The sequence below is a fragment of the Comamonas sp. CAH-2 genome (assembly GCF_009668305.1).
GTDB lineage: Bacteria > Pseudomonadota > Gammaproteobacteria > Burkholderiales > Burkholderiaceae_C > Comamonas > Comamonas aquatica.
This window is the reverse complement of sequence record NZ_VSWF01000010.1, coordinates 39809-54455: the sequence shown is the minus strand read 5'-3', so window position 1 is coordinate 54455 and position 14647 is coordinate 39809. Positions and strand designations below refer to the sequence as shown.

At 62.7% G+C, this 14647-nt stretch carries 12 protein-coding genes; 5 read left to right on the top strand and 7 right to left on the bottom strand.

The window, feature by feature from the left end:
- The first annotated feature begins 43 nt into the window (after positions 1–43).
- The 4 genes from FYM52_RS08335 (at position 44) to FYM52_RS08320 (ending at position 3879) form a co-directional block, all read left to right on the top strand.
- Positions 44–415 (top strand): hypothetical protein, encoded by a 372-nt coding sequence (locus FYM52_RS08335; protein ID WP_154163741.1) that lies wholly within the window; start codon positions 44–46, stop codon positions 413–415.
- Between the two features lie 56 nt (positions 416–471).
- Complete coding sequence (locus FYM52_RS08330) at positions 472–1917, top strand: coniferyl aldehyde dehydrogenase (RefSeq protein ID WP_045267284.1); 1446 nt, start codon at positions 472–474, stop codon at positions 1915–1917.
- Positions 1918–2123: 206 nt separating this feature from the next.
- The gene (locus FYM52_RS08325; protein ID WP_042411160.1) at positions 2124–2645 is read left to right on the top strand and encodes a GNAT family N-acetyltransferase; all 522 of its coding nucleotides are present in this window, start codon (positions 2124–2126) and stop codon (positions 2643–2645) included.
- Between the two features lie 61 nt (positions 2646–2706).
- Positions 2707–3879: a class I SAM-dependent methyltransferase gene (locus tag FYM52_RS08320; protein WP_154163740.1), complete on the top strand. Its 1173-nt coding sequence runs from the start codon at positions 2707–2709 to the stop codon at positions 3877–3879.
- 18 nt (positions 3880–3897) lie between these two features.
- Here the strand turns inward: FYM52_RS08320 and FYM52_RS08315 are convergent, their stop codons facing one another.
- Positions 3898–4386: a hypothetical protein gene (locus FYM52_RS08315; RefSeq protein WP_154163739.1), complete on the bottom strand. Its 489-nt coding sequence runs from the start codon at positions 4384–4386 to the stop codon at positions 3898–3900.
- Positions 4387–4570: 184 nt separating this feature from the next.
- Here FYM52_RS08315 and FYM52_RS08310 point away from each other — a divergent pair, with 184 nt between their 5' ends.
- The gene (locus FYM52_RS08310; protein ID WP_154163738.1) at positions 4571–5635 is read left to right on the top strand and encodes a tRNA-dihydrouridine synthase; all 1065 of its coding nucleotides are present in this window, start codon (positions 4571–4573) and stop codon (positions 5633–5635) included.
- 30 nt (positions 5636–5665) lie between these two features.
- Here FYM52_RS08310 and FYM52_RS08305 read toward each other — a convergent pair whose 3' ends face one another.
- The 6 genes from FYM52_RS08305 to FYM52_RS08280 form a co-directional block, all read right to left on the bottom strand.
- A complete protein-coding gene (locus tag FYM52_RS08305) occupies positions 5666–7465 on the bottom strand; it encodes a phospholipase D family protein (protein ID WP_154163737.1) in 1800 nt (599 codons plus the stop codon).
- 71 nt (positions 7466–7536) lie between these two features.
- Positions 7537–8646, bottom strand: a complete 1110-nt coding sequence (ribD, locus tag FYM52_RS08300) for a bifunctional diaminohydroxyphosphoribosylaminopyrimidine deaminase/5-amino-6-(5-phosphoribosylamino)uracil reductase RibD (RefSeq protein ID WP_043379237.1) — start codon at positions 8644–8646, stop codon at positions 7537–7539.
- A gap of 34 nt (positions 8647–8680) precedes the next feature.
- Complete coding sequence (locus FYM52_RS08295) at positions 8681–9121, bottom strand: type IV pilin protein (protein WP_043379241.1); 441 nt, start codon at positions 9119–9121, stop codon at positions 8681–8683.
- 20 nt (positions 9122–9141) lie between these two features.
- Positions 9142–12828, bottom strand: a complete 3687-nt coding sequence (locus FYM52_RS08290; RefSeq protein WP_043379244.1) for a pilus assembly protein — start codon at positions 12826–12828, stop codon at positions 9142–9144.
- 94 nt (positions 12829–12922) lie between these two features.
- On the bottom strand, positions 12923–13702 hold the full coding sequence (locus FYM52_RS08285; RefSeq protein ID WP_154163736.1) for a PilX N-terminal domain-containing pilus assembly protein: 780 nt from the start codon (positions 13700–13702) through the stop codon (positions 12923–12925).
- Between the two features lie 35 nt (positions 13703–13737).
- Positions 13738–14622 carry a PilW family protein gene (locus FYM52_RS08280; protein WP_154163772.1) on the bottom strand — a complete coding sequence of 295 codons (885 nt, stop codon included), beginning with the start codon at positions 14620–14622 and terminating at the stop codon, positions 13738–13740.
- Positions 14623–14647: the final 25 nt, after the last annotated feature.

Below are 14647 nucleotides of genomic sequence, written 5' to 3'. Positions count from 1 at the left end.
GCCAGCGCCGCAAGGGGCTGGCCGCATCGAGAAAGGGATTGCTTTGAACGATTTTTTGAACTGGGCCACCCGGTGGACCGTCCGCATCGTCCTGCTCATGGTCGGTGTCGTGTTCTTTCTGAGCCTGCTCACCGTGGGCTGTCTGCTGGCAGCCCTGTGGGGGCTGCGGGCGCTGTGGGCCAAGCTCACCGGTCAGCCTGTGACGCCCTGGGTCATGCCCATGCGCGCGGCCAGCAGCTGGACCAGCATGTACCAGCGCGCCGGCGGTTTTGGCGGCATGGCGGCGCAATCGGCGGCGGCTGCCGAAACGGCGCCCCCTTTCAGCACTGCGCCCGGCAGCAAGCGTGGCGGCATCCTGTCCCAGGTCGCCGGTGATGTGAGCGACGTGCAACCCCGCGAAGTCCACGAGCGCTGAGCCGGCCTTCCCAGGAAGGTCCCAACGAGAGAGAACGCGACGGAGACAACGCCAGCATGCACCTTCCTTCCCCCTGGCAGCAAGCCTTTGAGCTGCAATACCAGGCCAGCCGCCAGCACGTGGACGTGCCCGAGCTGGTGCGCCGAGAACGCCTGTTGCGCCTGCAGAAATTGCTGCACGAACATGGCACCACCCTGGCGGCCGCAGTGCAGGCCGACTTTGGCGTGCGCTCTCCCCAGTTGACCGAGATGGCCGACCTCATGGTGCTGCGCACCATGCTGCAACAGACGCTGCGCCAGCTCAAGCGCTGGATGCGCACGCAGCGCGTCTGGACCCCCTTGCACCTGTTGCCCGCCACGGCGCGCATCGAACGCCAGCCGCTGGGGGTGGTGGGCATCATCTCGCCGTGGAACTATCCCCTGCAGCTGGCCCTGGGCCCGGCGATTGCGGCCCTAGCGGCCGGCAACCGCGTGCTGCTCAAGCCCAGCGAACTGACACCGCACACCTCGGCCCAGCTGGCGCACGTGATCGGCCAGTTCTTCAGCCCCGAGGAGTTCTGCGTCATCCAGGGCGATGCCCAGGTGGCCAGCCAGTTTGCCGGCCTGCCCTTCGACCACCTGGTGTTCACCGGTTCGACCGCCGTTGGCCGCAAGGTGGCCATGGCCGCGGCCCAGCACCTGACGCCGACCACGCTGGAGCTGGGTGGCAAGTCCCCCTGCATCATCGGCAACGACTGCGATCTGGCACAGGCCGCCGTGCGCATTGCCCACGGCAAGCTGCTGAACGCCGGGCAGACCTGCATCGCCCCCGACTACCTGCTGCTGCCGCGCGGGCGCGAGCAGGCTTTCGAGCAGGCCTACCGCAAGGCCGTGGCCCAGCTGTTTCCCGCCCTGGCCGGCAACCCGGACTACGCCGCCATCATCAACCAGAAGCATTTCAACCGCTTGCGCAACTTGGCCCAGCAGGCGGAAAGCGAGGGCGCACATGTGCAGTGGCTGGAGGCCGGTCCTGCCAGTGCCAGCCCCGCGTCGGCCGCACCCGGCTGGGGCGATGCGGTGCAGCGCCAGATGACACCGGCCCTGGTGTGGAACGTGCACTCTGAGATGGACATCATGCGCGAGGAGATCTTCGGGCCCTTGCTGCCGGTGATCAGCTACGACCACCTGGACGATGTGGTGAAGGCCATCAACGCCGGGGAGCGGCCGCTGGCCCTGTACTGGTTCGGGCAGGATGTGCAGCAGCGTGACAGCGTGCTGCGCCGCACGGTCAGCGGTGGCGTGACCGTCAACGACACCCTGATGCACGTGGCGCACGACAACCTGCCGTTTGGCGGCGTGGGCTCCAGTGGCTGGGGGGCGTACCACGGAGAGCATGGATTTTTACGCTTTTCTCACCAAAAGGGGGTCTTTTTGCAAGCAAAATGGAGCCCTGCTGCTTGGCTCTACCCCCCGTATGGCGCCAAGTTCGAGCGTGTCATGGCGCTCCTCAAGCGCTTGCACTGAGCGCTTGCCACTCTGAAAACGCCCCGAATGGCCTGGCGTGGCTTGCGCTGCGACAGGCCTAGCACATCCTTTTTGAAGGGGCAAGAAACCGGATACAGCCGTACTTGGGCAAATGGCTACAAACGAAAGGCCTGAGGTGAAAAACCGTTTTCACTGACAATTGCCGACTTTCGTTTTCAACACCTGTTCCCGTTTCCGGTTTTTCCATGTCCAATTACCAGGTTCGTCCTGCAACCCTTCGCGATGCGAAGGCGATTGCACAAATCCACACTGCTTCTGCGCTGGAAGCCTACCGTGGCATCGTGCCTGACGATCAACTGAAAGCCATGTCTTCCGTCGAGAAGCGCCAAGCTTACTGGCGTGAGGCCATTGAGTACTGCGAGCCGCAAGTGCAAGTGGCCATCGACGGCGACAAGATCGTAGGCTTTGTTGGCTTTGACCGTTCCCGTGACGAGAAGTCGCGCCAGACCACTGGCGAAATCTGGGCCATCTACGCGGCCCCTTCGCACTGGAACAAGGGCGTCGGCGTGACACTGTGGGACGCTGCGCGCGAAGGCCTGCTCGAAGAAGGCTGCACCAACGTCACCGCCTGGGTCCCTTTGCGCAACGAGCGTGCCCTGCATTTCCATGAGATGGCAGGCTTCAAGCGCGAGATGTCGACCGCCAAGACGGCGGTGATTGCCGGCATCAAGATCGAGGAAGTCCGCCTCAAGCGGCCCTTGAACTGATCGCTGTCCACGGCCCGCTTCGGCGGGCCGATTTTTTTGTACCCTGACCAAGGAAATTTCCATGCTGCACTGGCACCACCAAGGCGTTGACCACCAAGCTGCTTGGCGCAGTGAAAGCGGCCTGCCCGCGCCACGCCGCGTGGTGGTGGCGGACGACACCCTGTCCGCCGATACCGCCTACCGCCTGGCGTGCGAGGGCACGGCCCTGTTGTGGCAGGGAGACTTCCAGAACGCGCGGCACCTGCTGGATGCGCTCAAGCGCCGCCTGGACAAGCCCGCGCGCAAACCGGCCGGCAAGGCCGCAGGCCGGGGCAAGCCACGCCCGGCCGCGGAGCCGGTCAGCTCGGCCCAGGCCTTCCACCTGCACCGCCAGGCCCAGGGCCAGCGCGCCCGGGTGCTGAACAGCCTGCTGGTGCCGCTGCAGCCCGATTACGGCATGCAACTGCGCCGTGCGCCCGACTGGCGCGAAGCCTGCACCCAGGCCTGGGGCGCACCCAGCGGTGATGCCGGTGTGCAGGCGGTGGCGCTGCGCGAGTTGCTGGGCGTGGTCGGTGCCTATGAGTGGCGCAAGAAGGGCGTGGCCATGCCGGTGCTGGGGGCGCAGGCGCGCATCCATCCGCACTATGGCGTGTTCTCGCCGGTGCGCGGAGAGTATGTGGACCTGGTCGCCCAGGCGCCCTTGCCGGCCGTGGGCCAGGCGCTGGCCTTCGACATCGGGGTGGGTACGGGCGTGCTCTCGGCGCTGCTGGTGCAGCGCGGCGTGCGCCAGGTGGTGGGCACGGACCTGTCGCCACGCGCCCTGGCCTGCGCCCAGGAGAATCTGCAGCGCCTGGGCCTGTCGCAGCGCGTGCAGTTGCAGGCCTGCGACCTGTTCCCCGAAGGGCAGGCCGGCCTGATCGTCTGCAACCCGCCCTGGCTGCCGGCCCGCGCCGTGACCACGCTGGAGCAGGCCGTGTACGACGAGCACAGCGCCATGCTGCGGGGCTTTCTGACCGGTCTGCGCGCGCACCTGCTGCCGCAGGGTGAGGGCTGGCTGATCCTGTCGGACCTGGCCGAACACCTGGGCCTGCGCAGCCGTGCCGAGCTGCTGGACTGGATCGAGGTCGCCGGCCTGCAGGTGGTGGGCAAGCTGGACGTGCGCCCGCGCCATGGCAAGGCACAGGACGCGAGCGACCCGCTGCACGCTGCGCGCGCGCAGGAAGTCACCTCGCTGTGGCGCCTGCAGGCGCGTTGATGGCGAGCTGAGAGCGCTTCAGCTGGGCGTGTCCAGGCTGCGCTCGGGCAGCATGTCGGCCAGCTGCTGGCGCAGGGCTTCGGCCCGCTCGGCACCGGCATGCAGGTGCACGGCGCCCAGCAGCTGATCGCGGGCGTGCAGCATGCTGTCCACATCCCGGGCTTCGCGCAGCATCTGGCGCAGGTGGTGGGCGGTGTCGTGCAGGCGGTTGGCAAACATGCGTTCGCACAGGTCGAACAGGTGCATGCGCACGCCCGCCAGGCTGATGGGGGCGCTGGCACTGGGGGGCTCGGATGCTGCCGTGGTCCGTGCAGCGCTGGGTTGCTGCAGGTAGCCGTCCTCCAACAGACGCTGCACCAGCGCCGCCCCCTGGCCGTGGTACATGGCCTGCAGCTGGGTCAGGGGCGTGCCCTCGGCCAGCAGCAGCAGGGAACGCTCGCGCAGGCTCAGGTGGCGCTGGCCAGGGGCCAGCTCCAGCAGGGCTTTGGGCGTGCGTTGCAGGGACATCGGTCGATTGCACACAAGCTGTGTGACAGCACGATGAAGCCGCGGCAGGAATGCCCCAGGCTTGCGACAATGGCAGGCTTGGATGGCTACAAGCCCTCCATATTGATAGCTGCCTGCGCTTGATGGACAAGCGCTGGAGCGTGATTTTGATCTGAATGCACCCGTGGGTGCCGCTGAAAATTCCATGAGACTGTTGTTGGCCCCGATGGAGGGTTTGCTGGACTTTGTGCTGCGCGATGTGCTGACCCGGGTGGGCGGGGTGGACCGCTGCGTCTCGGAGTTCATCCGCGTCAGCGGCTCGCTACTGCCGGACCGGGTGTTTCTGCGCTATATGCCGGAGCTGCGGCACGGTAGCCGCACCCTGGCCGGCGTGCCGGTGCGGGCGCAGTTGCTGGGCTCGGACCCGGTCAGCATGGCCGAGAACGCGGCCGCGCTGGCGCGCCTGCAGCCCGAGGGCATCGATCTGAACTTCGGCTGCCCGGCCAAGACCGTGAACCGCCACGGCGGCGGGGCGTCGATGCTGCAGGACCCCGAGGCGATCGCCACCCTGGTGGCCGCCGTGCGCCGCGCCGTGCCGGCCCACCTGCCGGTGTCGGCCAAGATGCGCCTGGGTTTCAACGACAAAAGCCTGATGCGCGAGTGCGCGCTGGCCATGGCCGAAAACGGCGCCTGCGAGCTGGTGGTGCACGCCCGGACCAAGGTGGAGGGCTACCGCCCGCCGGCCTACTGGGAGCTGATCCCCGAGATTGCGGCCGCCGTGCGCGTGCCCGTGGTGGCCAATGGCGAGATCTGGACCGTGCAGGACGCGCTGCGCTGCCGTGCGCAGTCCGGCTGCAGCGACCTGATGCTGGGCCGCGGCAGCGTGGCCGACCCGGGCCTGGCCCTGGCGGTGCGCCAGGCGCTGGCGCAGGGCGCGCAGGAGGCACCCGCGCTGCCAGCCGCGCTGCCACCCGTGGTGGCCTGGGCGGATTTGCTGCCCCACATCCAGCGCTTTTGGTGGATGGTCTGCCGCGACCTGACGCCCAACCAGCGTGCTGGCCGGCTCAAGCAGTGGCTGAACCTGATGCGCCGTCGCTACCCCGAGGCCGAGGTGGCGTTCCAGTGCGTGCGTGTGATCACCCAGCAAAGCCTGGTGACGGCGTGGATCGAGCAGGAGTGCGCACGCTGCGGCGTGCCCTTCGTGCTACACAAACAAGAGCTCGCTGCGTACGAAGACCGCATGCCTGACGGCGATTACGTGCTGGAATGAAGCACTGACGAGCGCAGGCAGCTGCGCTTTTCAGAGCAAATGGTCGGGCGCCAGCGGGCCGATCAGCTGGATCATCAGCCGCAGCGGCAGGCTGGCATCGGGTTCGCTGCGGCGGTCGCCCCAGTCGCTGCCCGCCGGGGCGCGCCACACCAGGCCGTGCGGCGTGTCCTCGACCCGCCAGGCGGCCTCCTGCAGCGTGGCCTCGATGTTGGCCGTGGCTTCCTGGGCCAGCTGGCGCGAGGCGATGAGCAGGGCGATCTCGGTGTTCTGCAGCTGTGAGCGCATGTCCAGGTTCATAGAGCCGACCACGGTCAGCTTGTGGTCCAGCACCAGCATCTTGGAGTGCAGCATGGCGCGCGACTGGCCTTGCGAGCCGGTGATCGTGCCCGCCGTGCCGCGGAGCGTGCCGGTGCCGACGCGGCCGTCTTGGAGGCTGCGCAACTCATACAACTCGATCCCCTGCTGCAGCAAGGCCAGGCGGTGGCGCGCATAGCCGGCATGGGCCAGCGGTGCATCGTTGGAGGCCAGCGAGTTGGTCAGGATGCGCAGCCGGATGCCCCGCGCGCGTGCGCGGGTAAAGGCCTGCTTCATGTCGTCGCCCGGCACGAAGTAGGGCGAGACGATGAGGATGTCGCTGCTGGCCTGGTCAATCAGGGCCAGCAGACCGCTGACCACATTGTCCTGGCCGACCACCGGGGCCAGCACCTGGCGCAGGGCCTGGCGGTTGGGTGAGGTCGGCTGGCCGCGCGGCGCGGCCTCCTGCGTGGGCGGCAGGCGGATCGGCAGCAACTGGCTGGCATGGCTGTCCTCGGCATCGGCTGGCGGCGTGGCGGCTGTATCGCCGACGGCGGCGCTGCCGGTGTCTGGTGGCGCGTCCTCGGGCGGCGGCGGAATCTTCCCCGGGGCGTCGGCCAGCACCAGGGCTGGCGCCCAGATCCAGGGTACGGCACGCAGGTCCATGGGCTGCAGCTCTGCGGTTTTGCTGCTGGCGATGGCGGCCTGCACCAGCGCCTGTTCATGGTCTTCACTGGTGCGCGCGCGCAGGCGCAGGCGCAGCAGTTCGCGCTCGGACACCAGCGCGCTGACGGGGTAGGCGCGGGCGTCGTTCCAGTAGCGGTCGAAGCTGGCGGACAGCTGGCGCACGGCGGCGCCGGCGGCCATCACATCCAGGTCGATGAAGTTGTCGCTGTCCAGGGCATCGAAGTAGGCGTCGCCCAGGTTGCGCCCGCCGGTGATGCCGATGCTGTTGTCGGCAATGAACAGCTTGTTGTGCATGCGCTGCTGCGCGCGCTGGAAATCGGTCAGCGTGGACAGCGCCCGCAGCATGGTCGAGCCGCGTGGCCCCGTCAGCGGGTTGAACATGCGCATCTCGATGCCGGGCACAAACGCCAGGCGCATGACCTGCGCGTTCTTGCCGGCACCATGGAAGTCATCCAGCAGCACCCGCACGCGCACCCCACGCTGTGCGGCCTGGACCAGGGCTTCCAGCAGGCGGGCGGTGCTGGCATCGGCGTGGATGGCGTAGTACTGCAGGTCCAGGGTCTGGGTGGCGGCCTGCACCAGGGCCAGGCGGCTGGTGAAAGCTGCCTGGGCGCCGCCCAGCAGGGTGAAGCCCGAGGTGTAGCGCGTGCCGGCGGCCTGGCGCTGGTTCTGCACCATCTGCCCCAGGGGCGTGGCCTGTGGGGCCGCCAACGCCGTGCTGGCCGTGCGTGGCGGCATGGGCGGCAGGCTGCCGCAGGCCGTCAAGCCCAGGGCACTGGCGCAGAGCAGGCCGTACAGGGCCAGGCGTCGCCGGGCGCGGCCAAAGCGTGCAGGCAGAAGAAAAGGCATGCAGGAATTTATAAGACGGCGCGGTGGCGCAGGCCTGTCAGACGCCAGAGGTTTTGCACGGGGGCTCAGGCCTAAAACTGGTCGCGTCCCGCCACTCGGGCCACAATGCGCAGGTCGTTGCCGATGCGGCTGACGTCCTGCCACTGCAGCGGCACACCCTGTGCCAGCTCGTCCAGCGGGCCGAAGTTGGCCAGCCCCATGCCGCCGGTGCCCAGCAACTGGGGGGCCAGGTAGAGCAGCAACTCATCGACCAGGCCTTCGCGCAGCAGGGAGCCATTGAGCTTGAAGCCGGCTTCCACATGCAGCTCGTTGGTGCCGCGGGCGGCCAGATCGCGCAGCATGGCGGCCAGATCGACCTTGCCGTGTGCGTTCGGCAGTGCAATCACGGTAGCGCCCAGCGCTTGCAACGCCTGGGTTCTGGATGGATTGTGGCTGGAGGTGTAGATGGTGCAACCGCTGGGTGCTTTTAAAATATGCGCATCGAGGGGCATGTCCAGGTGGCTGTCGATCACTACCAGCTTGGGCTGGCGGGGCGTGGCCACCTCGCGCACATTCAGGCGCGGGTTGTCTTGCAGCACGGTGCCTATCCCTGTGAGGATGGCGCAGGCCCGGGCCCGCCAGGCGTGTCCGTCGGCACGCGCAGCGGGGCCGGTGATCCACTGGCTGCGGCCGTTGTGCAAGGCCGTGCTGCCATCCAGCGAGGTGGCCGCCTTCATGCGCACCCAGGGTGTGCCCCGCACCATGCGGCTGAAGAAACCCAGGTTCAGCTCGCGCGAAGCCAGGCCGGCATCGGTATCCACCTCGACCTGCACCCCGGCGGCCCGCAACTTGGCAAAGCCTTGGCCGGCCACCTGCGGGTTGGGGTCGGTGATGGCGCCGACCACCTGGGCGATGCCGGCGTCGATCAACGCATGGCAGCAGGGGCCGGTGCGCCCGGTGTGGGAGCAGGGCTCCAGCGTGACATAGGCCGTGGCCCCCTGGGTGCTGTGGCCTTGCGCCGCGGCATCGCGCAGCGCCATGACCTCGGCATGCGGCCCGCCGGCTTGCTGGGTGAAGCCCTGGCCGATGACCTGGCCCGTGGCGGACACCAGCACACAGCCCACGCGCGGGTTGGGGTTGGAAATGAAAAGCGCCTGACGGGCCAGATCAAGCGCTTGTTGCATGAAGGGGGAGTGGGTCATCTTGCCCCGGATGGTAATCCAAGCGCGACCAGGCTCATTTGTCCCAGCAACTGGCGTTGTAGCTGCTGTCGCCTTGCTTCTTACCCGCCGCCCCGCGAATGCCGGTGTGGGTCAGTGTGTAGGTACCGCACTGGTCGCTGGCCTGGGGGCCCGGCGATTTGGGGGTTGCCGCCAGGCTGAATGCCATTTCTGTATTGTTGGCGGCAAACCCGATCGTGTAGCGCTTGCTTTTGTCATTCGCCCAGGTCAACGCGTCGGGTAGTTCGGTGGGATAAACACCGGTGGCGGTGGAGGCGCGCTCCAACCACTGCTGGGCCTGAAGCAGCCCCGCCCGAGCATCGGCCCGGTGGCCACGCTGCACATAACTGGTGTAGCTGGGGTAGGCGATCCCCCCCAGAATGCCGATGATCGCGACCACGATCATCAATTCGATGAGAGTAAAACCATCTTGTCGGCTGTGCGAATGCTGGTGCATGAGGTTTGCGTTCCTTCTTCTTACTTCAATTGGCGCCAACTGGGGCGCATGGAGCTTTCTGGCATGCGTGCCAGGGTATCGCGGCCACCCCCACCCCCGGTTAGGTCGACAATCCGGTCTCGTTTGGTGATCAGAATAGGGGTGCCCGTCTTGACCGCCGCACGGTCCACGTTCAGGTCGTCGGCGTTGTAGAGGCCATCGCCGTTGTAGTCCACAAGTTGAATGGTGGCGCGTTTACCGTCCATGATGTTGATCAGGGTGCGGAACTGGCTGCCGGCGCTGGTGTCGACCTTCACCGGGACACAGCTTTCATTGATGTTGTCGCTTTCGCTGTTCTTGATGCCTGAGGGCGTCTCTGAATAAACGGCCAGAATGTTGCTGCCATCAAAGAACTGCATGGGCTTGAGCAGACGCTCACCAGTGACCGGAAAATCGAGGTACCAGCCCTTGTAGTTTTTCCAGGTCTCCGCCTTCAGTTCCTGTGTGGCGGTGACGGTGGCAAAGTCACCGTCCACGGTCGTGATACTCTGTTTGGCCAAGGTCACGCCGGTTGCTCCCATGGTGCCTACAGGGGCTGGCGTGGGAACGCAGCTGGTGTTGGTGCTGCAATCGTTGCTCCCAGGGTGAACCTCCAGCGAGGTTTTGTCGGCATTCATGCGGTAACGCGTGCTGTCGAGCACGGAATACAGTGTTTGCACGTTCTGCGTGATGTCAGTGCGTCGGTCGTTGGATGTGACGTTGCGGCCGGTGCCGAAAGCCACCATCATGCCTCCCACGGGAACCGTCTTGGCATTCTTGCCCTCGCCCACCACCATGCTCCGGTCGTTGGCCCGCACAGTAGGCGGTGCAGTGATGGGTTGAACTTGATTGCGTGTGCCATTCAGTGCCACAGGGCCGCGTGCGGTGAAAAGCGGTCTGTTGTTTCCGAATGCCACCTGCCAATTGCTGTCATTGGCGCTGGTGAGATCAAACTTCCAGAGATTGCCCAGGTTGTCGCCGGCATACACGATGTCGGTTGTGCCGTCTCCGTCTAAATCCGCCAGAGCTGGCGAAGACAATCCGTTGTCCAGTGCATTGCCGGAACCTGTGGCGTCGGTCGTGGCCTGGATGCGCTTGAGTGCCTTGTTCCCATCCAGGTATTGCACCAGTAGCACCGGGCGCTGGTTGGTGCTGTTGTAGCCGTTGCCCATCACCACGGCCCAGCGGCCGTTGTTCATGCGTGTGATTTGCGTGGCCTCCTGCAGGTTGGCGGGGTTGCGTCCGGGTTGGGCTGTGATATGACCAATGTCGCCATCTTCAGCGACGGTTGCGTTACAAGCGGTTTGTGCAGAACCGCTGAGTGCGCTGCAATTCTGGGCGGCTTCCGAGCTGGCGCGGGTGCGGTCCAGCACCACCAGATCGGAGGCTGGCGTGCTGCTGAAGGTCGATGGATTGGTGACGTTCAGCAAGAAATAGCCTTTGCCACCAGCTCCCAGCGTGCCAACCAGCAGGGTCTTCCATGTTTCGTTATCACGGATGTCGCCAGTCATTGGCGAGCCATCCACGTAATAGCGGTGCTGATAATCCTTGTCAGACAGGCTTTTCAGCCCTGGGACCACACCGCGTGGTACATAGGCGAGCAACTCCTTGCCGTCCTTGGCCGAGAAGCCATGCAGCATCCCGTCATTGCCTCCTACGTACAGGATGGGTGTACGATCTTTTTGCGCTTTGACAAAACTTGAATAGCCGAGTGAGTAATTCCCGATGGGGCCACCCGTGTACCAAATTTCAGAGTTGACCACGTCACCTTGTCGGCTATGGCGTATGCGCATCGGCCTTTCTGCCGTTGTGCCTTCCAGGGATTTATCGCCCCGGATGTAATTGATGATGTTTTGTGCCTGGATTTTTTGGGCTGCGGTCAGGTCGCCGGATGTGGTCACACCCAATAAGTTTTTGATTTGGGCTGTGCTGTAGCCGATGGGCGTTTCCATGGATGGCCATTTGAACGCGGTGCCCGCATTGGTGCTGTCACTCCAAGTCAAAATTAGCCGGTTGTCCAACGATGTCAATTCATCCAGTCGCATGGCGGTGGTTTTGCTTTCCCAGCCAGAAATGACATCGGGAAAGCGAATGCATGTTTTTTCAGGTTCGGTTTTGGTTGGGCAAGCGTATTCTTCCGGCTCAATCGCACGTGATGCCGTGATGTAGCCACTCCAGCCATCCTTGGGACTGTAAACCGAGGCAAAGATGCCCGCATTGTTTTGCGATACGTTATAGCCGCTGGTGCTGCCACCGCCCGCTATTTCGTCAGGCAAGGGTGCGCTTTCCTCGTTGATTTTTCCGATGATTTCGGTGAAAGCCTTGGCGAGGTCTTCGGCCTCTGTGATGGCATAAAAGCGGCCGCGTCCATTGATTGCCGAATGCCATAAATCGAGCGATCGCCTGTTTTCATTGCCCATATTGGGCCAGGTCTGCCAGCCAGTGATTAAATCGACAAAACTATTGTCATAACCGAATGGAACTTTGGTGGATGGTGCAATAATTTCGCTGGCTCCAGGCCAGGTAACAGCTTCATCACTGAAGCCGATGGTGTAAGTCACCATGTGAGGCCAAGTGGCTGGATTGTATTTGGGATTCCAATACTTTTGTAAATCTACTGATTTTGTCTCTTGGCGAGTTCCTATTTTTACTTGTTCTGTGCCAATTTGTCCGGTTCCCCATTGGTTGCAGCCCCACCATCTATTGTCTATGCATATTGGGCCATATATAGGTCTGGTTTCGAAAACATCCACGGTTTTTGTCTTGGTGAAGGACTCGATGGCGCTTGCATCATCATAAATTTTGGATGGTTTTAGATTTTCTGAGTCTTTGAGTTTGGTTGGGTCTTGGAGGGGATCCATCCAACTTTTGAAAGCCCAGTCGGACAACGTGTCTGAGGTGTCATCCTGATAAATTCTGGTTTGATCAGAATTGGTGTTATATGCTTGACGTCCATTCAACGCTGACCAGTTTGTCCCGTCCTGATTACCTCCCGATGTATCGCCATTCCATCGGCCGTCGGTCATCATGATGTGGTAGTTGCGACGACATCCTAAATATTCAGTAGATTTGCTGCCAGTCCCGCCGGGATCGGTCGACCAAGGGCTGTTCTTGCTGAGTGTGCGACGCATATAGGCATCGGCTTGACTGAACATCTTGTGCGAAGGGGTGCCGTTGTCAGCCTTGATGCCAGCGACAAAACTCAAAAAATTGGCGCGGTGTGATTTGTTGCTGACGATGGCGTCGATTGGGCGCATGGAGTTTGTATTCATGCTGCTACTGTTGACGTTGCCAGCATCGCTGGATTTGGCGTTGTTATGCATGGTTTGCCATGCAATACGTATTTTGTTATCTGGAATCAGTGTTTTATCTTCAAAAACTGTTTTGAGTGAGTATTTTAAAACGTTGATGCGTTTGGCATTGTCTTTCCACTTTCCATTCGAGTCTGGGTAGGTGTAACCAGCCCCCGTACTGGATGAGCCATCTCGGGATGTCTTGATGCCGTATTCCATACTTCCAGAGTCATCGATCGAGATAATCACGTTCGGTGCGACAAAAGCTGATTTGGAGGTCGGGAGAGGTGGTTCCTGGACCAATTCCAGCGACCAACTGGTTGGTGTGGTTAATACGGCAATAATGGCAATAGTGAGTGCGCTGTACTGAAAGGGCAGCTGCTTGATGCAATGCATGACGTGCTCCTTGTTCGCTAAATAAGAATAGAAGTAAAAATACTGGCTAAGACACAGAAATTGGCCAGCACTCCATGGGTTTCGATGCCTGGTTTCAATCCCTGAGCCGTTGACGTGCGTAGGTTTGCTGCAGGACGACGGTAGTGCCAGGCTTGCGTCCCACAGCTAATGCGGTGATGCGAAATACAACGTAAACATCCAGGTTCAATGGCAGTTGACTGGTGGACGCATCCACGATGAGATTGGCGCTTTTGGCAGCATCGCTGTAGCGCATGATTTCTATCCAGTACCAGCCGCCGCGGTCAGCATCGGTCTCAGTCAGGATGGGGTTGAGCGGACCATTGGCGGTGGTGTTGGCGGCGCCGGTGTACTGACCGTAGCGTGCCCCTACGGCTTTAAGCGCTGAAAGAGGCGCCTCACCCAATGCGGTATTTGCCGCAGGCTTGACCACCGTCCCAGGTGTCGCGTAATTCCAGAAATCCTGCCTTCCTACGCGCCGTGTGCAGAGCGCATCTTTGCAGCGTGTGCTTTCGACCTCCAACAGCGTAAGCAGGGGATTGATTTCCTTGGAGTCGCCTGGGAACTGCAGGCTGCTGGTATAAGCGCGACATGGGGCAGCGCTACAAGTCGATCCATCGGCCATTTCCCCGCGAATATCGAGTTCTGCATCTTGGAGTAGGGCCTGGGCGGCCTCAACTGCGCGTTGGTAGTCGGCATCGTTGCCTGTCAGCATTTCGTTAAACAGCGAAGTGCGCGATGCCCACAGCGCCAGCAACATCGAGAGCATGACAAAGATGATGACGATGAAGAGTGCCACCCCGCGTTGACTGCTCGGCCGAGCATGTCGCTGGCGGGTGTGGATGGACGGTGTCATGGCAAGAGGTCTTGGGCGGTATGGCATGACGATGCTTAAAGGGTTGGAAGCCCTTGGCTGCGCAGCTGGAAGGTATTGCGAAACAGCATGTGCATGCGGTTGGTGCGTGGGCTGGGAAGTTGGGTCATGTCGATGGATTGGCCATCGCAGTCGGTATACCTGCTGCCTTGTGGCATGTCGATCGCGTCGCTGCCGTAGAGCACCAGGCAGACTTGCACGCCTTGTACACGGCGCCATGTGGGATCGGTTGTGTCCGTGGGCATGCTGCTGCCCTTGCGGTATTGGACGGTGGTGCCGGAACCACCCACCACGGTTTGGACCAAGTAGACAATCTGAAATTGTGCAACGTTTTGTGTAATTGGTTGGGCGTTGACGACGCCGTTTCCTCTGCAGCGCAAATTGCCGTCGGCTAGCGTGAAAATGCTCTCAATCCGTTCGTCTGTCTTGGTGTTGGCTGGGGCACCAACACAGTTGCGCGCCAGAAAATCCGTACCTACCGTCGAGTTGGTAGCGTTGTCTGCAATGAACACGTTGTCCTTGTACCGGCGAAAGCCCGTGGTCAAGGTGTCGTCGCCGCCTGCAAGAATGTTTTGCAGTTCAAAGTTGTTGCCTCCACTTTGCCCCAGGGCTTTGATTTCAAAAACGACAGCACTCAGTACGTCCGTGGGGGCGGTTCCCGTGGGGTCGGGGTTCAGATAGAGCGATCCGGCTTGGCGCAACTGCTGACCCAGCACCCGCAGGGTATGGGCACCTTGTTGCTGAAGTCCGCTGGCGTCGCTGACATTGCTGGAAACGTTGCGTGATACAAGCAATGCACCGATGGCCACGGCCACGACCAGCAAACCGATGGAGAGGCCCACCAGCAACTCGAGAAAGGACATGCCGCGCTGCTTGGGTGAAAGTGTCAGAGCGGGGTGCATACGTAGAGTAGTTTTCATGACGAGG

Coding starts and splice junctions, on each gene's coding strand:
- FYM52_RS08330 (WP_045267284.1), top strand. CDS start 472: ATGCACCTTCCTTCCCCCTGGCAGCAAGCCTTTGAGCTGCAATACCAG.
- FYM52_RS08325 (WP_042411160.1), top strand. CDS start 2,124: ATGTCCAATTACCAGGTTCGTCCTGCAACCCTTCGCGATGCGAAGGCG.
- FYM52_RS08320 (WP_154163740.1), top strand. CDS start 2,707: ATGCTGCACTGGCACCACCAAGGCGTTGACCACCAAGCTGCTTGGCGC.
- FYM52_RS08315 (WP_154163739.1), bottom strand. CDS start 4,386: ATGTCCCTGCAACGCACGCCCAAAGCCCTGCTGGAGCTGGCCCCTGGC.
- FYM52_RS08310 (WP_154163738.1), top strand. CDS start 4,571: ATGAGACTGTTGTTGGCCCCGATGGAGGGTTTGCTGGACTTTGTGCTG.
- FYM52_RS08305 (WP_154163737.1), bottom strand. CDS start 7,465: ATGCCTTTTCTTCTGCCTGCACGCTTTGGCCGCGCCCGGCGACGCCTG.
- ribD (WP_043379237.1), bottom strand. CDS start 8,646: ATGACCCACTCCCCCTTCATGCAACAAGCGCTTGATCTGGCCCGTCAG.
- FYM52_RS08295 (WP_043379241.1), bottom strand. CDS start 9,121: ATGCACCAGCATTCGCACAGCCGACAAGATGGTTTTACTCTCATCGAA.
- FYM52_RS08290 (WP_043379244.1), bottom strand. CDS start 12,828: ATGCATTGCATCAAGCAGCTGCCCTTTCAGTACAGCGCACTCACTATT.
- FYM52_RS08285 (WP_154163736.1), bottom strand. CDS start 13,702: ATGACACCGTCCATCCACACCCGCCAGCGACATGCTCGGCCGAGCAGT.
- FYM52_RS08280 (WP_154163772.1), bottom strand. CDS start 14,622: ATGCACCCCGCTCTGACACTTTCACCCAAGCAGCGCGGCATGTCCTTT.